Here is a 23,382-nt window from a genome sequence, read left to right as displayed (position 1 = left end):
TACTTAATTATAGCCTGGTGGTTTTCTCATGAAATATCCGGGCAAGGGAGATACATGAACCCATGAAACAACTGATACCCCTGATACTCGCCGCCTCTCTGGCCCTTTCCGGTTGCGTGGCTTCCTCGCCCACCAAGGCTCGCAGCGGCAGCAGCGCCGATGCCCAGCGCGAACGGGCCCGGCAAGCCTTCGACGAACTCGACGGACGGCCTCCGGCCCAGACCGCGACGTCCGCACCGGCCCCTGCACCCCGGCCCGAGACGAAACCGGTGGAAGCCGCCCCCGCAACAGCTCCTGCCCCCCAGGTCTCCGAGGCAACCCACCTCATGGCCACAGGCTACGGCCAGTCCCGCCCCGAAGCCGTAAGGCGGGCCAAGGCAGAGCTCTCCAACATCTTTGAATCCCGCATTGAAAGCGACATCTCCTCTGTGACCCGGTCTGTCACCGACTCCGGCGCGGGGGACACCCTGTACAAAAACGTGCAGTCCAAAATCCGTGTGGCCTCGTCGGTTGAGCTGGAAGGGGTGGAGGTAGGCCCCGTCACCAAAGAGGGGCGGGAATATGTGGCCGTGGCGGGCCTGGACAGGGCCCGTGCCGCAGAAAAATGGCAGCGTGACATCAACCGGCTCAACGCCCGCATCGCGGTGGAAGAAAAAGCCGCCGCAGCAAGCCCCGGAAAGCTGATGCAGCTGAAACACCTCAACGAGGCCATGGACCTGTTCATCCAGCGGGAAGCCCTGGTCAGCCGCCTCCGGGTCATCAACAGGCCTGCACATGGGGCCGGGCACAAAGAGTTTGAAGCCCTTGTCTCCCGGCTCCAGGAGGTCAAGACAGACTTCCGGATCAACCTGGAGATCAATGCCCCGAGCGGTCAGGACCTCACCTCCAGGCTGGCCAGAAAGCTCACCGAGGCCGGGTACCTGGTGTCTGCCAACGGGCACGGCGGGGATGTCACCCTGCGCATCGCCCTGTCCCTGTCCCGGGTGGAGCTTAACAACCCCAACTTCAAATTCATGCGGGCCACGGCGGATGTGGCCATCATCGATCCCGTGACGGGCACCATGGTGGGCAACTTCAACGAGAACAAGCGTGAAGGCCACCTCACCTATCAGGAAGCCGGCGTCAAGGCCACCCGCAGCCTCGCCGGGGCCCTGTCAAAAAAAATCGTCGCCTATTTTAACTGACCCTTGAAAGGAGAACCCCATGACAGACGGCACCATGCGACCCATGGATATCGACGACACCCCGATTTACGGTCCCAAGGGCCTGCTGGTCTGCGGCCTTGATACCAAAGCGGCTGACGCCCTTGTGGTCCTTGTCGGTACCCTTGGGTGGAGCGATGTCCCCGTTTCCTTTGCAGGACGAAAGGACTTGAAGACGTCTGTTGGCTCCCTTTTTGAAGACCACCCGAACAATCGGGAGGACCTGGGCGGAGTGGCCGTGATCATGGCCGGCATCACAGGCAACCAGCTTCAGCAGCTGATGAAAAGCTGGCGGGAACACGCGTTCCCGCGCACGCTGTGGGCCACCCTTACGGAGACCAGCGAAACCTGGCCCTTGGGTACCCTGCTCAAGCATCTTGCCGAAGAGCAGCGGGAGATGGCCGAAGCGGCCCGCCGCGGCTGAGTCCCAAAGTCATGGCACAAAAAAACCGCTTCGATGCTATCGAAGCGGTTTTTTCAAACGTTCTTATGGCAGAAGCCCTCACCCATGGGCACCGTAGATGCCCGTATGGGTCACCGGTTGCGCCTTCAGGTCAAAGGCGACCCGATCCACGGAGGCGGTAAACAGGTTGGAGCCGTAACAATCAAACCGTTTATCCGGGCGCATGCCCACCTTGGTGAGTACGGCCACCGAGGCCTTGTTATCCGGCATGGCTGCACCGAAAATCCGGGGCAGCTGCAACCCGTGAAAACCGTAAGTCACAACCCGCATTGCCGCCTCAAAGGCAAGCCCTCGCCCCTGGGCCGACTGAACCAGGCCGTAGCGCAGGTCGATAAAGGGGGTCTCCGTCACATGCTCAAGGCCGCAGTATCCCACGGGCCCCTCCCCTTCCCTCTCCTCCAGCACAAAGGTCCCGAAACCGTGCTTGTCCCAGTGCTCGAGCCGCCGGTCCACATGGAGATGAACCTGCTCCATGGGACAGGGGTAATCCACGGGAAGCCAGCGCGTCAGCTCCCCATCGCTTAAAAAACGCCGCATAAACCGCCGGTCCCGCTCCTCCATGGGGCGAAAGAGCAACCGGGAACTGATCAGATCCATACCCACCTTCGAGTCAAAGGTTCCGGGGACCCAAGGCCGACAACACGGCCCCGGACCCCTCGGCCCGTCCGGGCTTCAGCAGAACATCCGCTCAAAGCCCCGTTTTTTCGTAAACACGGCCATGCCCCGGTGGAAAAGCTCGGGACTGAGCCGTTTCATCCACCACATGACCTTTCCGTCCCATTGGGGGATAACATAAAGCCTTTTTCTCCGCACGGCCTTTTCGATATCCCGGGCCACATCCTCTGCGGTATACCGGGTCTTGGCAAAAAAGCCCTCGGCCACCTTGCGCTGCTGGTCGTCCGTTGAGTGAAACCTCTCCATGAGATTTGTCTTGAAGAAGGTGGGAGCCGCAACGGTCACCCCGATGCCCTTGGACGCAAGCTCGGAATAGAGGGTCTCGGACAGGGAGATCACACCGGCCTTGGTGACGTTGTAACTGCTCATTTCGGGAAAGGAGACAATACCGGCGCTGGAGGCAACATTGACGATGTGCCCGCTTCCCTGGGCCTCCATGAGGGGAGTAAAACGACGACAGCCCCGAATCACCGCCTTGAGGTTCACATCCATGATCCACTCCCACCGGTCTTCGGGGATGGCATCCAGGGTCCCGGCGGCTCCCACCCCGGCATTGTTGACCAGGACATCCAGGCCTCCCCAGCACTCCTCAACCGTTTGGGCCAGCTCTTTGAAAGCCCCTTGGGCGGTGACATCGCACTGCCGGGTCAGCGCTTCGCCGCCCCTTTCGTCAATCAGTCGTCCCGTCTCTTCCAGGGTTCGCGGATCCATATCCGCGATGCAGACCCGCCATCCTTTTCGCGCATAGACCAGGGCCAGCGCCCTTCCCAGCCCGGAGCCTCCTCCGGTGATCACGATTCGCTTCTTCTGAGACATCTCCGCTCCTTTACCGTGCGATTTATATTAAAAACAACCCATTGGAAAATCGAGAGAAATACTACATCAAAAAAACGATCACTACCCGGACAAGCCACACCGGCCCAGCCATCCATAGGCTAAAGGCTAAAGGCTAAAGGCTAAAGGCTAAAGGCTAAAGGCTAAAGGAATCATACACCATGCACCTGAGGAATCAAGGCATTCGTCACGACGCGTCGCGACAGGGGAGAAAAAGGGAAAAGGTGGTGCCGGAATCCGGCGAAGTGGTGAAACTGACTGTGCCCCCGAGGTATCGTTCGGCAAAGAGTTTCATGGAGTAGGTCCCCACCCCGCGGCCGCTGCCCTTGGTGGAAAAGGAGCGCTGGAAAATCCCAAGCTGCACCTCGCGGGGAATATAGCCGGGGTTGGACACGGAAAAATGCACGGCGTCGCCGCATGGCGTGCAGCCGGCATCCACCCGTCCCCCTTCGGGGGTGGCTTCAAGGGCGTTTTTGAACATGTTGATGAGGATGCGCCGCAGAAGGACCGGGTCGGTCTCAACCACGGCATCCTCTGCCAGGGGAGAGAGGAGCAGCCTGCGGGAGTGGGTGGATTTGTTGCGGGTGTAGAGGCCCAGGCACTGGCTGAGGGTCTCCAGGGCGGAGACTGGCATGAGCTGGGGCTGGAGATCTCCGGCTTCGGCCTCCAGGAGTTTTTTGTGGGAACGGATCTCATCCAGGAGCCACTGGGAGGCGTAAAACACCGTCTCCATTTCCTCGGTCTCCCCTCCGGGGCCGGAACTCTCCATGAGCAACTCGGCCGTACCGGAGATGGCCGCCGCCGTATTGGAGATATCATGGAAAAAGGTACGCTCCAGGCTTTTCCTCCGGTTCTCGTCGGAGATATCCACGGCAGAGAAAACGGTAAACAACTCCCCGTCCCGCCAGATGGGTGAGGTCCGGACCCGCAGCTCCAGCACCTCGCCCCCCTGGGCCGTGATGACGCACTCCATTACCGACGGCTGTTCGTTCTGGGACGCAAGGATCGACTTGACGGCACCGCAGACACTGCAAAACTCGGTGGTGCCGCAGCCAGCGCCCGAGGAGAGGGCGTTGACGCAACCCAGGGCCTCCCCGGGCCGCTTTCCGTACACCTGCTCCGGCTCCGCGAGCCCAACAACCTCGGCAAACCGCTGATTGGCACAAACAATCTGCCGACAGCGGTTGAGCACCAGAAAGACCACGGGAAGGGCTTCGGACAATTCACGCATCTCAAAACTGGTGAAAAGCTCGCTCTGGGCTCTGATCTCCAAAGGCCCCAGCCTCTCTGCAGAAGCAAATTGCGTCGCCGCCTCGTTCACCGGTCCACCCTCCATTCTCGTCGTTAGGGAAAGACATGCCGCCGGAGCCCGGGGTAAAGCGCTTCGCCCCGGGCCCCAGGGCACACTATCTTACGTTGTCCGGCCGAACACCACCTTGTAGACATCCTTGTAAGCCTTGGCAAAATGAAAGGTCATGCCCGAGCTGATATAATCGGGCAGCTCATCCACGTCCCGTTGGTTCTCGTCGGGAAGGATCAGCTCCCGGATCCCGATACGACGCGCAGCGATGACCTTTTCACGGATGCCCCCCACGGGAAGGACTTTTCCCGTAAGGGTGATCTCCCCCGTCATGGCCAGGGGGCGGTCGATCTTACGCCCCGTGGCAAGGGAGATCAGTGCCGTGGTCATGGTGACTCCGGCGCTGGGGCCGTCCTTGGGCGTGGCCCCTTCCGGCACATGGAGGTGCACAAAGGCCGTATCAAAATACGCCTTGTCCACACCGAACTTCTCGGTGCGGGAGGAGACAAAGCTGTAGGCGAGCTCCGCCGACTCCCTCATGACGTCCCCAAGCTGTCCGGTCTGTTTGAACCCCTTGGCGAGATCGTGGATCTTGGTGGCCTCCACCGACAAGGTGGCCCCCCCCATGGCTGTCCAGGCAAGGCCCGTGACAATGCCCACCCCATCCATGGGGCGCTCCTTCCTGAAAATGGGTGGCCCCAGATACTCGGGGATGTCCTTGACCCCCACGGATATCGGCTTGTCCCCGTTTGACAGAAACCCCACCACCGCCTTGCGGACAATACGGTTCATCTGCTTTTCCAGGTTCCTGACCCCTGCCTCCCGGGCGTATCCGTCGGCAATGGTCCGAATGGCCGCATCGGTTATTTTCAGCTGCTTTTTGGGAATCCCGCTTCGCTCCATGAGCCGCGGCCAGAGGTGCTTGCGTGCAATCTCCACCTTTTCTGCGGTGATGTAACCCGAGAGCCTTGTCATGTCCATGCGGTCCAAAAGGGGCTGGGGAATGGTGTCCAGCTGGTTGGCCGTGCAGATGAACAGCACCTTGGACAGATCCAGCCTCAGGTCGAAGTAGTGGTCGAGGAACTCGCTGTTCTGCTCAGGGTCCAGGGCCTCCAGAAGGGCCGAGGCCGGGTCCCCCTGGTAAGAGGCGCCCACCTTGTCGATCTCATCGAGCATGATCACCGGGTTGGAGACACCGGTCTCTTTGAGCGCATGCACGAATTTACCCGGCAGGGCGCCGATGTAGGTCCGCCGGTGGCCCTTGATCTCAGCCTCATCGCGCATGCCACCGACGCTGAAGCGGTAAAATTTCCGTCCCAGGGCCTCTGCAATGGACTTGCCGATGGAGGTTTTGCCCACCCCCGGGGGGCCCACCAGGAGCATGATGGAGCCCGAAACCTGCTTTTTGTAGACCCCCACGGCCAGAAACTCGATGATGCGATCCTTGACATCGCCAAGCCCGGAGTGATCGCGGTCGAGGATTTTCCGCGCGGCCTTGATGTCCAGCTTGTCTTCGGAAGAGACCCCCCAGGGCACGGAGGTGATCCAGTCAAGGTAGTTGCGGCATACCGCATACTCCGGCGACCCTTTTTCAAGGACCTGCATCTTGTCGATCTCGCTCTCCACTCGCTCCAGGACGTGTTCCGGCGGGTCCAGCTTTTCCAGACGCTCGCGGAACTGGTCGATGTCGGCCGTGCGATCGTCCTTGGCGATGCCCAGCTCTTCCTGAATCACCTTCAGCTGCTCCCGCAGAAAAAATTTGCGCTGATTCTCGTTGAGGCTCTTGTTGACCTCCTGGCTGATCTCGCTCTGGAGCTTTAACGCCTCATGCTCTTTTTTCAGGAGGACCAGCACCTTTTTCATGCGATCCATCAGGGACGTGGTCTCCAGGATATCCTGGATCTCCTTTCCCGGAGCCGTGGTGATGGACGCCCCGAAATCGGCCAGGGGAGAGGCATCGTTGGGGCTGAAGCGGGTGACGAAGTTCTTGACTTCCTCACCATACAGGGGGTTCAGGGGAATGATCTCCCGGATGCCCTTGATCACCGCAACCGAGTAGGCCCGGAGCTTTTCCGTGTCCCCCTTGATCTCCACGGGATACGTCACCCGGACATGGAACGGGGCCTCCTTGGATAAAAAGTCTTCAATGGCAAATCGCCGGACGCCCTGGGCCACCACCTGGAGTTTTTCTCCGTCGGCCATGACGTTGTGAATCTGCGCCACGCACCCCATGCGGAAAAAACTGTCGGGGCCCAAGACCTCTCCGGCATCGGGCCTTACCAGCACAAGCCCGACCAGCCCGTTGCTGTCGTTGATGGCTTTTTCAATGGTGGGCTGCCACTTCTCCTGGTTGATGATAAGGGGCTGGGCCTGAAACGGCAGGAAGGGCCGTCCGGTCACCGGCAGGACCACCAGGTTGTCGGGCATGATCTGGTGAGGAATGGCAAGGCTGGAGATCTGGTCATCCTCGTTCTCGGATACGACTTCAGGAGTAATAGGCTCATCCTTTTCCATGGTCAGGCTCCTTTCACGAATAAGCATCGGTTGTCTGCGTAAGGAAATGATGCAACGATTCAGCGGGACCGTAAAATGGATTGACGGGAGTCGGGCTTTCCTTAAGGGGTGCCCTGCCCCGGTATCGATCACCGCTTGATAAAAAGTAAGGCACCTTCTCTTCATTTCAACCCGATGAGTCATTATTGCACAAACCCTGTCATCTGTGAACTTCGCAATCCGTCATCAACTATCCGGAATCAGACCCGGAACCCCGCCTGAAAACGCCCTGCCTGTTTTTCCCGGGCTTCTTCGGCGGCCACAAAAAAACCCCGCCGCTTTAAAAAAAGCGACGGGGTTTTCAGTAAACGAAATATCTCTGGGAATGCTTTATAGAATGGAGTCCACAAAGCTCGCCACACGGGAGTGGGTCATGCAGGCCCCGAAAAACTCATCGGGAGGTGCCTCGGTGACAAACTGTCCTTTTTCCATGAAGATCACGCGATCGGCGATCTCACGGGCAAAGCCCATCTGGTGGGTAACGATGATCATGGTCATGCCTTCATCGGCCAGGCCCTTGATGGTGTTGAACACCTCCCCCACAAGCTCGGGGTCCAGGGCGCTGGTGGGTTCGTCAAAGAGCATGATCTTGGGCTTCATGGCAAGGGCGCGGGCAATGGCCACACGCTGCTTCTGCCCGCCGGAGAGGGTCGCCGGGTAGACCCCGGACTTCTCGGACAGGCCCACCTTCTCCAGCATGTCCTCGGCCAGGATGTGAGCCTCTTCACGGCTCTTGCCCTGGACCGTTACGGGTCCCTCCATGATGTTTTCAAGGACGGTCATGTGGGGAAACAGGTGAAAGTGCTGAAACACCATGCCGATCTCGGCCCGTAAGGCGCAGATGTTCTTCTGGGTGTCCAGGACCCGCTTGCCCTTCTTCTCCACGTAGCCCACGGAGCGGCCCTCAAAGACAATATCCCCGTCGTCGATCTCCTCCAGAATATTCACCGACCGAAGCAGGGTGGATTTTCCGGAGCCGGAGGGCCCGATGATCACCACCTTCTCCCCGGGCATGACGGCCAGGTTCACGGCGTCCACGGCCGTTGTCTTTCCAAATCGCTTGGTGATCTTCGACAGGCGGATGATGGGCGCATCCCCCGGGGTCGGGTTTGATTGGTTATCTGTTTTCATAGGCTCCGACTCGTTTTTCAATTTTCTCGAAGGTCACCGTAAACACGGTGGTAAAAAGCAGGTAGATCATCGCCGCAATAATCAGCACGTTCACGTTGAAATAGGTATTGAACATCTGGTTTGCAGAGCGCATCAGCTCCACCATGGCGATGGTGGAGACCAGGGCGGTGTCCTTGATCAGGGCGATGAATTCGTTGCCCACAGGGGGCATGAGGCGCTTGTAGGTCTGGGGGACGATGACCCGCCGCATGGCCTGGGTATAGGTCATGCCGATGGCCTTGGCCGCCTCCATCTGGCCGCCGTCGATGCTTTCGATGCCGGCGCGGATAATCTCCGCCAGATAGGCCGAGTAGTTGACCCCCAGGCCGATGATGGCTGAGGTGGTCGGGGAGAGCGTTATCCCCAGGGACGGCAGCCCGTAGTAGATGAAAAAGAGCTGAAGAAGAAGCGGTGTTCCCCGGAAAAACCAGATGATAAACCAGCAGACCCACCGAATGGGCGGCACCCCGCTGATACGCCCGAGGGCGATGAGAAGCCCCCCCAGGGGCGAGATGACCATGGTGATGAGCACAAGGAACAGGGTGATGCCCGCCCCCTGGATCAGGGACGGCAGAAACATCCTCATGTCGTCGATGAAAAGAACCCACTTGGGCTTTTTGGCCTTGGCAAGGGAGGCCAGCATGTTGGTGGCTTCCACGTGATCAGGGAAAAGGGCCAGCACCTCCTTGCAGGATGCCTCCGCATCATCCGCCATGCCGAGGGCATGGTAGAGTTGAGCCTTCTGGATGCGGCTCTTGACAAAATCCCCGGCGTTGTCGGGGCCCTCCGGTGCGGGGATTCGATCCAGCACCTCCAGGGCAGTCTGGTAGTCACCGGAGGCAATGAGGTTGCTTGCCTCCCTGAACACCTTGTCCGGGTTGATGTCGCCTGCGGCAAGGGCCGCAGTCGGCAGGGCCAGCAGAACCAGCCATATGAAAAGCAGAAAGCCTCTGCGTATCGTGGGTTTCATGGATATGTCTCGCCTTCGTTGGACGGCTGTAACGTGGAAAAACGGCATCAAACAACACAGGTCCCCATGGTGGTGCCGTTCCCACCAAACAGGAGAGGACGGCATCGCCGCCCTCTCCCCGGGATCTGACTATGGTCGGGTATCCACTACCACTTGGTGGGGTCGGTGATGTCCTCGCCGAACCATTTTTCGGAAATCTTGGCCATGGTGCCGTCGGCAACCATTTCATCGAGGGTTTTCTGGACAGCAGCGCGAAGGGCATTGTCCTCTTTACGGAAGGCTACGCCAAAGGGCTCTTTGCTGATAAAACCGGGAAGGGTCTTGAAGGAACCCACCTGCTTGGCGATGGCGTCGCGGCCGGTGACGTTGTCGATGACAACAGCGTCAAGACGACCGGCTTTGAGGTCCAGCAGGGCCTTGGGGTTGTCTTCGTACTCGTTGATGGCCTTGGGGGCGTTGGGAAGCTTCTTGGCTGCGGTAACGGCAGGGGAGCCTTCCTGGCAGCCGACGACCATGCCACCGAGGTCTTTGTAATCGGTAAAGCGTTTTTCAGTGAAACGAACCACCACAACCTGGCCGTCGAGGATGTAAGGCTTGGTGAAGTTGACGCGGGCGACACGCTCCTTGGTGATGGTCATGCCGTTCCAGATGCAGTCGAACTTGCCTGCATACAGGGAGTTGATCACACCTTTCCATGCTGTGGGCTGCAGGGCCAGCTCGATGCCGAGGCGCTTGCAGACCTCGTTGGCGGCGTCGATGTCAAACCCGACAATGGTGCCGTCGGCAATTTTGTATCCCATGGGAGGGAACGAGTCATCCAGGCCGAGCACAAGCTTGCCTTCTTTCTTGACGCGATCCAGGGACCCGTCTCCTGCAAAGGCCATGGTCGACATGGCAAACAGACAAATCAGGAAAACAACCGCTCTCTTCATAACATTCTCCTTAAGGTGTAGTGGTTTAATCTGAAACGTATGGGAAATATACGATCAGGCCTTATTTTGCAAGGTATTTTCGTTTTCGGGCCTTCTCGAATCCCTTAATTTTCAAAACAAAAAAGTCATTTTACACCCTGTATTCAGATGCGTTGAAAGCCTTAAAAGAACAAAAAAGGGAGGCGTTTTCACGCCCCCCTTACCTACCATTTCACCGGGCGACCACTGCGCTCCGCCAAAGGCGCGCAGCCAGCCAACCGCCTCCGCAGACATGACACCGTACGCAACAGACCGGTTTCACGCCCCATCCGCACAGACAGGACCCTTGAGGGGCACCCGTTAACGTTCAGAATCCGTTTTCCTGGACATCTCTTCGTCCCTCAGGTCCTTGCGCAGGATTTTTCCCACCGTGGACTTGGGCAGGTCCGCTCGAAAAGCAACGGCCACGGGCCATTTGTACTTGGCAAGCTTGCCCGCGCAGTAGTCGATGAGTTCCTTTTCCGTTGCGGTCTCCCCCTCCTTAAGGACAACAAAAGCCTTGGCCGCCTCGCCCCGATGGGCATGGGGAATGCCGATGGTGCACGCCTCCTGGACCTTGGGGTTCTCGTAGAGCACCTCGTCGATGTCCCTGGGGTAGACATTGTAGCCCCCGGAGATGATCATGTCCTTTTTCCGGTCCACAATGTAGAAATAGCCGTCTTCGTCCATCCTGGCGATGTCTCCGGTATGGAGCCAGCCGTCACACAGGGTCTCGGCGGTGGCATCCGGACGGTTCAGGTAGCCCTTCATCACCTGGGGCCCACGGACAACGAGCTCTCCGATCTCTCCCTGGGGCACCTCGGTCACCCCATCGGCAATGTCCACGATACGGGCTTCGGTGTTGCTGATGGGCACCCCGATGCTGCCCACTTTCCGGGGGCCGCCGTGGAAGGGGTTGACGTGGGTCACCGGCGAGGATTCGGTCATGCCGAAGCCTTCGGCGATCACCGAGCCGGACCGCTTCTCAAACTCGCGGATCACCTCCACGGGCAGGGGCGCGCTGCCGGAAAAGCAGCCTTTGAGGCAGGAGAGGTCGGTCTTCTCAATGGCGGGGTCATGGACCATGCTGATGTACATGGTGGGTACCAGAGGCGCAAAGGTGGGGCGGTACTTCTGAATCGCCTCCAGAAGCTGCGGGCCCTGGGGCTTGGGCACCAGAACAATGCCCCACCCCATGGAGATCGGCAGGTTCATGGCCGTGGTGAGGCCGAAGATATGGAAAAACGGAAGGGCCCCCACAAAGCTCTCTTCCCCCTCTTTCAGGCCCGGAAACCATGCCGTGGCCTGCTGGGCCTGGCAGCTCAGGTTCCGGTGGGTAAGCATCACCCCTTTGGAGACACCGGTGGTCCCCCCGGTGTACTGGTACATGGCCACATCATCCCAGTCCAGCTCCGCGCGGAAGTCGGACGGCGCGTGGGAGGCGACCATCTCCTTCCATTTGTAGAGATCAGGGGCCGGGGCAACGGAAGCGGCCATTTTTTTGCGCTTGCCCACCAGGGGAAAAAGCAGGTTTTTCGGGAAGGGGAGGTAATCGCCGATGGAGGTGTAAATGATTTTTTTGATGCCTGTCTTGCTTCGCAGGGCCACCATGCGGTCCGCGAGCAGATCCAGGGTGATGAGCAGCACGGCACCTGAATCGTTAAACTGATGGCTCAGCTCCCGATCGGTATACAGAGGGTTGTTCATGACGGCCACGGCCCCCATGCGCATGATGGCGTAATAGGCCACCACACAGGGAATCATGTTGGGCAGGAGGATGGCAACGCTGTCCCCTTTCTTGACCCCCATGGCCTGAAAGCAGGCCACCATGGAGCGCACCATGCGGTCCAGCTCCCGGTACGAGACCTTGTACCCCTGAAAGTTCAATGCGGTGTTTTCAGGGAATCGACCCACCGAACGGTCCAGGAAGTCCGAAATAAAAAGCTTTTCAAAATCAAGAAACTCCGGAACCCCTGCTTCGTAGCTGCTCAGCCACGGCTTGCTCTGGTAAGTCACTTTGTCGGTCACGCGTCTGTCCTCCATCTGATTTTCATACTGGCGTTGAAACTCATTTCTCAGAGTGTATGAATTAAGGGAGTGACGATGCGCTGTCAACAGGATTCGAACCTGACGGTTCACATTATCAAGTTATTTTTATTAAACATTTTTTACGCGCATTAACAACCGATTAAACAGGGCATTTTCATCGTCGCGACCATGGGTTCGCCCTCGGCAAAGATCAATTCCCCCCGGCTGAAGGAGTCTGGCCCATAACCTCCTGGCGAAGGTCTTTTCGCAGGATTTTCCCCACCGTGGACCGCGGGAGTTCGTCACGAAATTCCACGGCCACGGGCCACTTGTACTTGGCCAGCTTGCCGCTGCAAAAATCAATCAGCTCCTGTTCGGTGGCGGTCTCCCCCTCTTTGAGCACCACAAAGGCCTTCACGGCCTCACCCCGGTGCGCATGGGGAACCCCGATGGAGCAGGCGTCCTGAACCTTGGGGTGTTCGTAGAGTACCTCGTCGATATCCCGGGGGTAGACATTGTAGCCGCCGGAGATGATCATGTCCTTCTTGCGGTCCACGATGGAAAAGTAGCCGTCCTCGTCCATCCTGGCAATATCCCCTGTGTGGAGCCACTCTTCTGCCAGCGCCTCGGCAGTGGCCTCTGGGTTGTTCAGGTACCCTTTCATCACCTGGGGCCCCCGGACCACAAGCTCACCCACCTGCCCCACCGGCACCTCGGTCACCCCGTCGGCAAGATCCACGATACGGGCGTCGGTGTTGCTGATGGGAATCCCGATGCTGCCGGCTTTCCGGGGTCCGCCGTCAAAGGGGTTGATATGGGTCACCGGGCTGGACTCGGTCATGCCGAAGCCTTCGGCAATGACGGCCCCGGACCGCGTTTCAAACTCACGGATCACCTCCACGGGAAGGGGGGCGCTGCCGGAGAAAAGGCCCTTGATGCAGGAAAGGTCGGTCTTCTCAATGGCTGGATCATGCATCATGCTGATGTACATGGTGGGAACCAGGGGAGAAAAAGTGGGACGAAACTTTCGAATGGCTTCGAGGAGCTGAGCACCCTGGGGTTTGGGAACCAGAACAATACCCGCCCCCATGGTCACGGGAAAGTTCAGGGCGGTGGTCAACCCGAAGATATGGAAGAGGGGAAGTCCGCCGATAAAGAGCTCTTCCCCGTGGGTCAGCCCGCAGAACCATGACGTGAGCTGCTGTACCTGGTAACTCAGGTTTCGGTGGGTCAGCATGACCCCCTTGGAAACACCGGTGGTGCCTCCGGTGTACTGATACATGGCCACGTCGTCCAGGTGGAGCTCTTCACGGAAATCAGACGGTGCATGGGTGGCCAGCACCTCTTTCCATCGGTACACATCCGGGGCCGGGGCAACGGAGGCAGCCATCTTCTTTCGCTTGCCCACCAGGGGAAAAAGAATATTTTTGGGAAACGGCAGGTAGTCGCCAATGGAGGTGTAGATGATCTTTTTGATGCCGGTGTGCTCCCGCAGGGAGACCATGCGGTCGGCCAGCAGGTCCAGGGTGATGAGGAGCACGGCCCCGGAATCGTTGAACTGATGGGTCAGCTCCCGATCCGTGTACAACGGGTTGTTCATGACGGCCACGGCCCCCAGGCGCATGATGGCATAATAGGCCACCACACAGGGGATCACGTTGGGCAGAAGAATCGCCACGCTGTCCCCTTTTTTAACCCCCATGCCCCGGAGGCAGGCCACCATGGACCGCACCATGGTGTCGAGTTCACGGTACGAGACCTTGAATCCCTGGAAAATCAACGCGGTGTTGTCCGGAAACCTTCGCACCGAGCGTTCCAGAAAGTCAGCAATAAAGATATCTTCAAAATCAATGAATTCGGGAACGCCTGTCTCGTAGCTGCTCAACCACGGTTTGCCCTGGTAAGTCACCTTGCTGGTCACGCCCTGTCCTCCACTCTTCTCACTTGGGGTTAAAATCATCATCGCAAGGCGTATGAATTAAGGGAGTGGCGAAGCGCTGTCAACAGGATTCGATCTGTAGATTCACATTATCAAGTTATTTTTATTAAACATTTTTCACGACCCCTAACGCCCCATGAAACCTGATGGATCCCTTTCAGGATCACCGGCGTTACCAGCGAGAAAAATGGATCAAGCTCCCTTTGCCTCAGCACTTTTTGCCACTTCTTCCTCCCGGAGATCCTTTCTCAAAATCTTGCCCACCGTGGACTTGGGAAGGGAGTCCCGGAACTCCACGGACACCGGCCATTTGTACTTGGCCAGCTTGTCGCTGCAAAATTCGATCATCTCCTGCTCGGTGGCGGTCTCCCCTGCCTTGAGCACCACAAAGGCTTTCACGGCCTCCCCCCGATGATTGTGGGGAATCCCGATGGAACAGGCTTCCTGCACCTTGGGATGTTCGTAGAGGACCTCGTCGATGTCCCTGGGGTAGACGTTGTAGCCGCCAGAGAGGATCATGTCTTTTTTGCGGTCCACAATATAAAAATACCCCTCCTCGTCCATGCGGGCGATGTCGCCGGTGTGCAGCCAGCCGTCGGTGAGGGACTCGGCCGTGGCGTCGGGCCGGTTGTGGTAGCCCTTCATCACCTGGGGTCCCCGCACGAACAGCTCACCGATCTCGCCAACGGGCATGTCGGTCTCTCCATCGGCAAGGTCCACCACCCGGGCTTCGGTGTCCGGCGCGGGAATGCCGACACTGCCCACCTTCCGCTTGCCGCCGCTGAAGGGGTTCATGTGGGTCACCGGGCTGGATTCGGTCATGCCGAAGCCCTCCACGATCACCGAACCGGAACGCCTCTCGAACTCCTTGGTCACCTCCAAAGGAAGGGGCGCGCTGCCGGAAAAGCAGCCCTTGATGGAGCTTAAATCGGTGCGATCAATGGCCGGATCGTTGAGCATGCCGATGTACATGGTGGGAACAAGGGGCGCATAGGTGGGCCTGAATTTACGTATGGTCTCCAGAAGCTGTGGCCCCTGGGGCTTGGGTACCATCACCATCTCCCATCCCATGGAGACAGGGTAGTTCATGGCACAGGTAAGCCCGAAGATATGAAACCACGGCAGGGCGGCGATGCAGCACTCCCCTCCCCTTTCAAACTCGGAGAACCAGACGCTGGCCTGCTGGATCTGAAACGAGAGGTTTCGGTGGGTGAGCATGACCCCCTTGGCCGCGCCGGTGGTCCCCCCCGTGTACTGAAACATGGCCACATCGTCCAGGTCCAACGCCTCGCGAAATTCCGTGGGGGCGTTGGCCGCCACCATCTCTTTCCACTTTATCACGTCCGGGGCCGGCGCCACGTCCGCAGCCAGTTTTTTGCGTTTTCCCACCAGGGGAAAGAGAAGGTTCTTGGGGAAGGGAAGGTAATCGCCGATGGAGGTGTAGACGATCTCCTTGATGGAGGTCTTGCTGCGCAAGGCCGTCATGCGATCGGCCAGGAGATCCAGGGTAAAGAGGACCCGCGCCCCGGAATCATTGAACTGGTGGAGCAGCTCCCGGTCGGTGTACAGGGGATTGTTCATCACACAGATGGCCCCCACCCGCATAATGGCGTAGTAGGCAACCAGACAGGGAATAACGTTGGGGAGCAGAATCGCAACGCGATCACCCTTCTCAACGCCGATGGACTTCAACCACGCGGCCACGGATTTGACCATCCGATCCGTCTCCCGGTAAGAGAGCCTGAATCCTTGGAAATTGAGGGCCGGATTGTCCGGAAACTCCTTTACGGAGCGCTCCAGAAAATCGGTAAGGAAGATCTCTTCATAGTTCACCTGGAAGGGGACACCCTCCCCGTAACTGCTGAGCCACGGTTTATCCTGATAGGTGGTCTCGGTCATGGGTCCTCCATGGAAAGTGGGTTGAGCAGGTCGAAACGCGGTTTATAGAAGCAAACTTATGTTAGCCTCTCATGGGAACATTATCAACCCAATTCCTCAATTGCCTTCCATTTATAAGCCCTGCACCCCCATCGCAAAACAGCTGCATCACCCCAAAACAACGAGGAAAAATGCAGCTGTCTCATGTGTACCCGCAAAGGAGGTGAACGGATCAGACCATGGATTTCAGGATTTTATTGGATTCCTCAAGGCCCGCCTCGCAACAGGGTCCTAAAAAGGACCGGATCTCCGCCATATAGTCCAGGGCACCGCCCCGCTCGGCTCCCACCATCTCCCGTGCGGTCTCGGCCAGGGCGCCCCCGAAGGTCTCCACCATCTCGCCCACGTAAGGATTGTCTCCCACCATGGCCGCATACAGATCCGGGTCCTGGGCAAAAAGACGCCCGATGAGGTCGTTTTTCAGCTTAAAAATGGGCGTGGCATAGGGCTGGGCGTCATCCGGGGTAACCCCCAGCTTCTGAAGGGTCCGTCCCATGGCAATGGTCACCACGTGGGTCAGCCCCTGGGCCAGGGCCATAGCCCGATCATGGTCTTCGGCGGCCATACGCGACACCTGGGCCCCGCCCGCTGAAAACTCACGTTCAAGAAACGCGAGCCACCGCTCCCCTCGCCCCGGTGTAAGGATGATATTCTGCCCGACGACCCCGTCTGTATGGGGACCGAACATGGGGTGGGTCCCCACCACCTCGCAGGAGGTGGCCGAAAGCATGGCACCGGTGATCTCTTCTTTGAGGGAACAGATGTCGAAAAGGCCCTGCTCCCTGGACATGCGTGGTCCCAGCGATTCGGCCACGGCAGGGGCCACGTCCATGGGGGTGGCGATCATGATGAGATCACATCGCCTCGCCAGCTCTTCGGCCGTGGTGGTCGTGTCCACATCGGCCAGGAGCACCCGGTGACCCCGCCTCACAAACCAGGCGTCAAAGAGCCGTCCCATGCCTCCCTTGCCGCCGACAATCCCAAGGGTTACCTGTTCCATGACACCGCCCTCTGCCTTAAAAAATGATCCACCAGAACCAGGGCCACCATGGCTTCGCACACCACGTTCACCCGGGGAACGGCTGCCACATCGTGGCGACCGCGTGTGCGGATGGTGGTGGCCTCCCCACGGGTGTTGATGGTCTCCTGCTCCCGCGTAATGGACGGAATGGGCTTCACCGCCACGCGCATCACCAAAGGCGCCCCGCTGGAAATCCCTGCAAGAATGCCCCCGGCGTGGTTGGAGGCAAACCCGTCCGGGGTGATGGGATCGTTGTTCTCAGAGCCCGTAAGCCGGGCCGCCTCAAAACCGTCTCCGATCTCCACCCCCTTGACGGCGCCGATGCCCATGAGGGCCCCGGCCAGGGCCGCATCGAGTTTTTCAAACACCGGTTCTCCCAGGCCTGCCGGAACCCCGTCGGCGATGATCTCCACCACCCCTCCCAGGGAATCGCCCTTCCGCCTCACCTCGTCCACCCGGGCGTCCATGGCCTCGGCAGCCTCGGCATCGGGACAGAGGTAAGGGTTTTCCGCCATGGTCCCGTAGTCGCGCTTCAGGGCCCGCACCCCGCCCAGTTCAATGGTGGCGGCACGTACGGATATCCCTGCGGCGGCCAGGATCTCACCTGCCAGGGCAGCTGCTGCAACCCGGCCCACGGTCTCCCGGGCCGAGGCCCGTCCACCGCCCCGGTAATCCCGGATTCCGTATTTTGCGTCGTAGGTGATGTCCCCGTGGCCGGGTCGGTAGAGATCCATGATGTCGGCGTAAGAACTTGACCGTGCATCCTTGTTGGCCACCATGATGGAGACCGGGGTGCCCGTGGTTTTGCCTTCGAAGACACCGGAAAGGATCCTCGCCCTGTCCGGCTCCTTTCGGGAGGTGCTGGTCTTGGCCCCTCCGGGCTTTCGCCGATCGAGCCACGCCTGGACATGCTCCTCGGTAAAGGGAATGCCTGCCGGGGCGCCGTCGATGACCACGCCCACGGCCTCTCCATGGGATTCTCCCCATGTGGTTATGCGAAACAAACCGCCAAGGGTGTTGCCTGCCATATATCTCTCTCCCTTGTATGCGAATGGATTCCCACTCGCGTCGGGCATCGCCCGGGTCAAAAATCAAAGTAGCTATTCAAATCAAAAAAGCCTCCGGCGGCCCTGCCGGGGGCCAAACGTTTAAAAAGTTTGATAAACAGGTCTCAAGTGATCATTCATAGGCTCCGCCGAAACAATTCCGACATTTTCTTAGAAACGTTTTTTGCGGAGCTTTTTTTCGAAAAAGCGACCCGCCGGAGGCAACTGAACAGTTACAGATCAAAATAGATACGAACGGCTTTCGAGGTGGCACACCTCGCCGCCGGATGCTTGCCTTAAGCGTCTTTCACCTGCCGCAGGATCTCTTCGGCCACCTCGTCCGGGGACATGCCGTCGGTATCGATGATGATGTGGGCGGCCTCCCGGTACAGGGGTTCCCGTTCCGCAAGGACCGAGGCGACCTCATCTGCCACCTGCCCTCCGGTGAGGGAGGGCCGCTGCGAGGCCGTGGCCTCATCGGCGGTGATGCGCCGGGCCAGGGTGCGGACCCGGGCTTTGAGCCAGATCACCACACCGGACTCGCGCATGAGGCGCCGGTTTTCAGGGCTTAAAACAATCCCGCCCCCGGTGGCCACCACCGCCTTGTCCCCGCCCGCCACCTGCCGTAAGGCAAACCGTTCCAGCTTTCGAAAGCCCTCCCAGCCGTCCCGTTTGACAATCTCATCCACGCTGGCCCCGGCATAGCCGACGATAAACCCGTCGGTATCCACGACATGCCGGTGCATGCGCTCGGCCAGAATCCTGCCCACGGTGGTCTTTCCCGTGCAGCGATACCCTGTCAGGTAGATGTTGTTTCCCATGGCGTATTGCCCCGCTGTCTCTTGGCACCAATGTTTACTGCAAGGTCTCGAACACATCCCAATAGGTGGGAAACGACTTCTTTACGCAACCGGGATCCAGGACACGAACCCCCGGGGTGGTAAGCCCTGCCACGGAAAAGCTCATGGCCATGCGGTGGTCGTCGTAGGTCTCCACGTCGGAGCCTGTCAGGGTGCCGCCGGTAATCTCCAGACTGCTCTCCTTTGCCACGGCGTCGATGCCCATTTTACGGAGTTCGGTGGCCACACAGCCCAGGCGGTCGCACTCTTTCTCACGCAGGTGGGCCACGTTCTCGATGACGGTGGTGCCTTTGGCGTGGGCCGCCACCACAGCCAGGGTGGGTACCACGTCGGGCATCAGGGCCATGTCCACGGTCACGGCGGAGAGCTCGCCCCCGGTGACCGTGGTGCCGTCCTCCTCGTGGGTGACGGTGCAGCCCATCTTCTCCAGGACGTCCACAAGGGCCACGTCCCCCTGGCGGGACTTCTTGGTGACGTTCATCACCTTGACGCTCTTGCCGGTCACGGCCGCAGCCGCCCAGAAGTAGCTGGCGTTGGATCCGTCGGGCTCGCAGTGGTAGGCACCGGGACGGTAGCTCTGGTTGGGCGCCACCTTGAACACCTTGAAGTCGTCGTGGGTCACCTCGACGCCAAAACGGCCCATGATGTCCAAGGTGATCTCCACATAGGGCCTGGAGACCAGCTCGCCTGCCACCGTCACCTCGATCCCCTTCGGGGCATAGGGCCCGGCCAGGAGCAAAGAGGAGAGGAACTGGCTGCTGATGCGGCAGTCCAGGGTCACCTTGCCGCCCTCAAAGTGTCCCCCCGTCACCTTGACGGGCGGGCAGTCGGTGGGGTTTACGCACCGGGCCGGGACCCCGGCCTGACGCATGGCCACCAAAAGATCCTCAATGGGCCGTTCCCCCATGCGCTTGGTGCCGGTGAGCACCGTCTCCCCCTCACCCAGGGCGGCAATGCCTGTGAGCAGCCGCATGGAGGTGCCGGAGTTGGCCAGGTAAATGGGCTCGGCACAGGCCTTCAACCTGCCGCCGGTGCCCGTCACCACCATGGCCTCCCCGTCGTCTTCGATCACCGCGCCGAAGGCCCTTAAGGCGTCACGGGTCAACAGGGTGTCTTCGCTTCGCAAAAGACCTGTGATCCGGCTTTCCCCTTCAGCCAGGGCCGCTGCAATGAGCAGCCGGTGGGAGTAACTCTTGGACCCCGGAAGGGTCACCTCAACCTTATCTCTGCCCATGCCGGGCGTAATCTCTCTCATGGTCTGCCTCATCTGCAATCTGAGAAAATCGATTATAAAAATGCCTCCGGCGACCAGGGGATAATCCCCTGGACCCCAGGTTCGCGAATGCTCCAACCCTTAGGCCTCGGGTTGTCACATTCGCTGACGGGCTGCGCTGATATTTTTTACAACATCCCTCAGAAAATCCGAAGGGCGCTCATGCCACGGCGTTGCCATTCACTACTCACTATTCACCATTCAATGCCTCCAGCACAGTCCGCCGCATCAGCTCCACCGGGGCTGTTTGGCCTGTCCAGAGTTCACACTGGGCCACGGCCTGGAAGACAAACATGGCCGTACCGTCCACCGTAGGGCACCCTTTGGCCCGGGCCGCAGCCAGAAGGGCTGTCTCCAGGGGGTTGTACACGATGTCCATGACCAGGGTCCGGGAGGTCAGCCCCTCCACGGACACGGGCATTGCATCAATGCGGGGCACCATGCCCACGGAGGTGGCGTTGATCAGGATATCCACTCCGCCCAGGTCCAGGTCGTCAAGGGAGGTAAACCCGGCGCTCAGGTCCCGGGCCAGGGCCCTGCCTTTTTCTTCACTGCGGTTGGCGATCACAAGGGAACCGCCCCTCTGCACGATGCCGTATCCCACGGCACGGGCAGCGCCTCCGGCGCCGATGAGGGCCACCTTTTTACCGGCAATGGTCCCCCTGGTCTCCAGGGCCCGCATGGCCCCTTCCGCGTCCGTGTTGTACCCCACAAGCCTGCCGTCGCGATTGACGAGGGTGTTCACCGCGCCGATCTTCCGGGCGGTGTCGTTCACCTCGTCCAGATGGGCCATCACCTCGGTCTTATGCGGAATGGTGACGCTTGCCCCGCCCATGTTCAGGTGACGCATGGCTAAAGCCGCCCCTTTGGCCTCATCCAGACCAAAGGCAAGGTAGACGGCGTTCACCCCCAGGGCGCGAAACGCGGCGTTGTGCATGGCCGGGCCCAGGCTGTGGGTAACAGGGTTCCCGAACACCCCGAAAAGCTGTGTTTTTGCATCGATTCCCATGGCCGTCACACCTCCCGGGAGCTTTCATCGGCGCTGCGGTACCCGCCGTGGAACCCCTTGGGATAGGAGCCAAGGACCTTGAGGTAGAGGCAAAGCCCCTTCATGGTGGCCAGCACCCGCTTCACCCGGGCATCGTCTTTGTGGCCTTCGATGTCCATGATAAAAAAGTAGCTCCAGTTTTCCCGCTTGGTGGGCCTGGACTCCAGCTTCACCATGTTGAGCCCGGCGTCGGCCACCGGCTCCAGGGTGGTAAACAGGGCGCCGGGGATGTGGGAGGTCACGAACATCACCGAGGTTTTGTCGTCCCCTGTGGGGGCCTGCTCCTCCTTGCCCAGGACGAGGAACCGGGTTTCGTTCCTGGAAGAGTCCTCGATCTTGGACTCCACCACCCTCAGGCCGTAGACCTGTGCGGCCTTGGAGCTGGCGATGGCAGCGGATTTGGGGTTGGCCGCGGCCTTTAAGGCGGCCTGGGCCGTGCTGCTGCACTCCTCCAGCACCACGTCGGGCAGGTTCCGCTGAAGCCAGCTCCGACACTGGGCAAAGGGCTGGGGATGGGAGTAGATCACCTCTACTTCGTCAAGGTTGCCCCAGAGAGAAAGAAGGTCGTGGCTGATGGTCTGGTAGTACTCCGCCGTGATGGTGACCTCCGACTCAAAGAGAAGATCCAGGGTGTGAGTCACCGCCCCTTCGATGGAGTTTTCAACGGGCACCACCCCGTACTGGCAGCCGCCGCGCTCCACCTCCGCAAAGATTTCGGCGATGTTGCGGTAGGGGGCAAAGCGCCCCGAGTGGCGAAAGTGGTTGAGGGCTGCCAGGTGGCTGTGGGTGGCCTCCGGCCCCAGGTACGCGATGGTCAGGGGTTTCTGGAGCTCCCTGGACGCCGCCATGATGACGCTGAAAATGTATTGAAGCACGGTGTCGTCCACCGGCCCCTCGTTGAGGCGGCAGATACGGTCCATGATCAGGGATTCCCGGGATCGGTCCAGGACCTTGCTGTCGTAACGGCGCTTCAGCTCCCCCACGGCCGCGCTCACGCCCAGCCGCTGGTTGATGAGGGCCACGATCTGGGTGTCGATGCCGTCGATTTTCTCCCGCAGACCGGCCAGCTCTTTTTCAAAGGAGTCCCCATCGGGGTGAGGCTTTTCCATGGTGGTTACTTCTCCGTAATGGTTTCGTCGACCTTGTGACCGAAATGGCGACCGCCCTCTTCGTGGTAGGCCAACACGCGATCCCCCGGTGCAAGGGACACAACGGATACAGGCTCGCCCTCGGGTGAGGTCAGGCGAATGGTCTCGGCGTTCTGGACGATGGTGGCAACACCCTTGTCCCCGATGCGCGCCTTGATGAGGAGCATGGGACGTTTCTCGATTTTCAGGCGTCCCACCACAGCGCTTGAAACGGAGCCGTCGTGGTTGACGATCTCCACCTCGTCGCCGGCCTCCAGCTCGCTCAGGTACCGGGTACGCCCGCCGGGGACCCGGGTGTAGGCGTGAACGGCGCCCGCGTTAATCCTGAAGGGCCTCGGCGCCACGTAGGGATTGGAGACAGTCTCTGCATGGACCAGAAACAGGGCGCTGCTTGAGTTGCCCACCAGCATGCCCTGGCCTTTCTCCATGTTCCGGCAGGTATCCACACAGACGCGATCGCCCATGCCGATGTTCTTCACGTCGATGACCTCGGCCTCCACCAGGGAAAGGCTCCCGGCCTCACCCTTGAGAAGCTCCAGGGTCTTTTTCAGTTCCCCTGGGTCCCGGGTGTCGAGCATCACCTGCTTTACCCCTTTTTCCAGGATACCGAAGGCCAGCTGGGCTTCGTCAAAGGAGTGCACCAGGGCCGCCACGTCCGCGCCCTTGGCGATGAGGTTCTCCAAAGGAATGATGGTCCAGTCCGTGCATTCCAGAATCACCAATTTCTGGGCGGCAAGGCGGCAGATGGCCTCCTCGTCGTCGCCGCTGGTGATGGTGAAGATCTCCACGTCCTTGCCCGGTACCAGGTCGCCGTCGGCACAGATGGTGGTGACGCGCCCCAGCTCCTTGATCTTTTCCGAGCAGCCGTCGGGGACCATGATCCCGTCGGCCCCGGACTCCAGGGCCGTGAGCACCAGTTCTTTGTCCCAGGGGTCTGCTTTTACCCATATTTTTCTCATCATCA

At 59.7% G+C, this 23,382-nt stretch carries 19 protein-coding genes; 2 read left to right on the top strand and 17 right to left on the bottom strand.

Annotated elements, in window-relative coordinates:
- Positions 1–62 precede the first annotated feature (62 nt).
- Together MSL71_RS13150 and MSL71_RS13145 are read left to right on the top strand one after the other, a co-directional pair.
- Positions 63–1,184 (top strand): hypothetical protein, encoded by a 1,122-nt coding sequence (locus MSL71_RS13150; protein ID WP_180141021.1) that lies wholly within the window; start codon positions 63–65, stop codon positions 1,182–1,184.
- A 19-nt stretch (positions 1,185–1,203) separates the two neighbouring features.
- A complete protein-coding gene (locus MSL71_RS13145) occupies positions 1,204–1,626 on the top strand; it encodes a DUF3783 domain-containing protein (RefSeq protein ID WP_180141018.1) in 423 nt (140 codons plus the stop codon).
- 78 nt (positions 1,627–1,704) lie between these two features.
- Here MSL71_RS13145 and MSL71_RS13140 read toward each other — a convergent pair whose 3' ends face one another.
- From MSL71_RS13140 to MSL71_RS13060, 17 genes are all read right to left on the bottom strand, one after another.
- The gene (locus MSL71_RS13140; protein ID WP_180141016.1) at positions 1,705–2,262 is read right to left on the bottom strand and encodes a GNAT family N-acetyltransferase; all 558 of its coding nucleotides are present in this window, start codon (positions 2,260–2,262) and stop codon (positions 1,705–1,707) included.
- Between the two features lie 75 nt (positions 2,263–2,337).
- A complete protein-coding gene (locus MSL71_RS13135; protein WP_180141014.1) occupies positions 2,338–3,156 on the bottom strand; it encodes an SDR family oxidoreductase in 819 nt (272 codons plus the stop codon).
- 205 nt (positions 3,157–3,361) lie between these two features.
- Positions 3,362–4,447 carry a sensor histidine kinase gene (locus tag MSL71_RS13130; RefSeq protein ID WP_180141012.1) on the bottom strand — a complete coding sequence of 362 codons (1,086 nt, stop codon included), beginning with the start codon at positions 4,445–4,447 and terminating at the stop codon, positions 3,362–3,364.
- Positions 4,448–4,585: 138 nt separating this feature from the next.
- Entirely contained in the window at positions 4,586–6,988 is a 2,403-nt protein-coding gene (gene lon, locus MSL71_RS13125; RefSeq protein ID WP_180141010.1) for an endopeptidase La, read from the bottom strand.
- 369 nt (positions 6,989–7,357) lie between these two features.
- On the bottom strand, positions 7,358–8,158 hold the full coding sequence (locus MSL71_RS13120; RefSeq protein WP_281374491.1) for an amino acid ABC transporter ATP-binding protein: 801 nt from the start codon (positions 8,156–8,158) through the stop codon (positions 7,358–7,360).
- Positions 8,145–9,167, bottom strand: a complete 1,023-nt coding sequence (locus MSL71_RS13115) for an ABC transporter permease subunit (RefSeq protein ID WP_180141008.1) — start codon at positions 9,165–9,167, stop codon at positions 8,145–8,147. Before MSL71_RS13115 ends, MSL71_RS13120 begins: the two co-directional genes overlap by 14 nt.
- A gap of 146 nt (positions 9,168–9,313) precedes the next feature.
- Entirely contained in the window at positions 9,314–10,099 is a 786-nt protein-coding gene (locus MSL71_RS13110; protein ID WP_180141006.1) for an amino acid ABC transporter substrate-binding protein, read from the bottom strand.
- Positions 10,100–10,438: 339 nt separating this feature from the next.
- Complete coding sequence (locus MSL71_RS13105) at positions 10,439–12,160, bottom strand: long-chain-fatty-acid--CoA ligase (protein ID WP_180141004.1); 1,722 nt, start codon at positions 12,158–12,160, stop codon at positions 10,439–10,441.
- 196 nt (positions 12,161–12,356) lie between these two features.
- Complete coding sequence (locus MSL71_RS13100) at positions 12,357–14,066, bottom strand: long-chain-fatty-acid--CoA ligase (protein WP_246317787.1); 1,710 nt, start codon at positions 14,064–14,066, stop codon at positions 12,357–12,359.
- A 210-nt stretch (positions 14,067–14,276) separates the two neighbouring features.
- On the bottom strand, positions 14,277–15,983 hold the full coding sequence (locus MSL71_RS13095) for a long-chain-fatty-acid--CoA ligase (RefSeq protein WP_180141002.1): 1,707 nt from the start codon (positions 15,981–15,983) through the stop codon (positions 14,277–14,279).
- A gap of 211 nt (positions 15,984–16,194) precedes the next feature.
- Entirely contained in the window at positions 16,195–17,022 is an 828-nt protein-coding gene (locus MSL71_RS13090; RefSeq protein WP_180141000.1) for a prephenate dehydrogenase/arogenate dehydrogenase family protein, read from the bottom strand.
- Entirely contained in the window at positions 17,010–18,071 is a 1,062-nt protein-coding gene (gene aroC / locus MSL71_RS13085; protein ID WP_180140998.1) for a chorismate synthase, read from the bottom strand. The genes MSL71_RS13090 and aroC overlap by 13 nt, the downstream gene beginning before the upstream one ends.
- Before the next feature lie 314 nt (positions 18,072–18,385).
- Complete coding sequence (gene aroL / locus MSL71_RS13080) at positions 18,386–18,910, bottom strand: shikimate kinase AroL (protein WP_180140996.1); 525 nt, start codon at positions 18,908–18,910, stop codon at positions 18,386–18,388.
- A 34-nt stretch (positions 18,911–18,944) separates the two neighbouring features.
- Positions 18,945–20,204: a 3-phosphoshikimate 1-carboxyvinyltransferase gene (gene aroA / locus MSL71_RS13075; RefSeq protein ID WP_180140994.1), complete on the bottom strand. Its 1,260-nt coding sequence runs from the start codon at positions 20,202–20,204 to the stop codon at positions 18,945–18,947.
- 208 nt (positions 20,205–20,412) lie between these two features.
- A complete protein-coding gene (locus MSL71_RS13070; protein ID WP_180140993.1) occupies positions 20,413–21,231 on the bottom strand; it encodes a shikimate dehydrogenase in 819 nt (272 codons plus the stop codon).
- Positions 21,232–21,236: 5 nt separating this feature from the next.
- Positions 21,237–22,379 carry a prephenate dehydratase gene (gene pheA / locus MSL71_RS13065; protein ID WP_180140991.1) on the bottom strand — a complete coding sequence of 381 codons (1,143 nt, stop codon included), beginning with the start codon at positions 22,377–22,379 and terminating at the stop codon, positions 21,237–21,239.
- Positions 22,380–22,384: 5 nt separating this feature from the next.
- On the bottom strand, positions 22,385–23,380 hold the full coding sequence (locus MSL71_RS13060; protein ID WP_246317786.1) for a 3-dehydroquinate synthase II: 996 nt from the start codon (positions 23,378–23,380) through the stop codon (positions 22,385–22,387).
- Between the last annotated feature and the right edge of the window lie 2 nt (positions 23,381–23,382).

The sequence above is a fragment of the Desulfoluna butyratoxydans genome (assembly GCF_900699765.1).
Taxonomy (GTDB): Bacteria; Desulfobacterota; Desulfobacteria; order Desulfobacterales; family Desulfolunaceae; genus Desulfoluna; species Desulfoluna butyratoxydans.
This window is presented reverse-complemented; position numbering and strand designations above follow the sequence as displayed.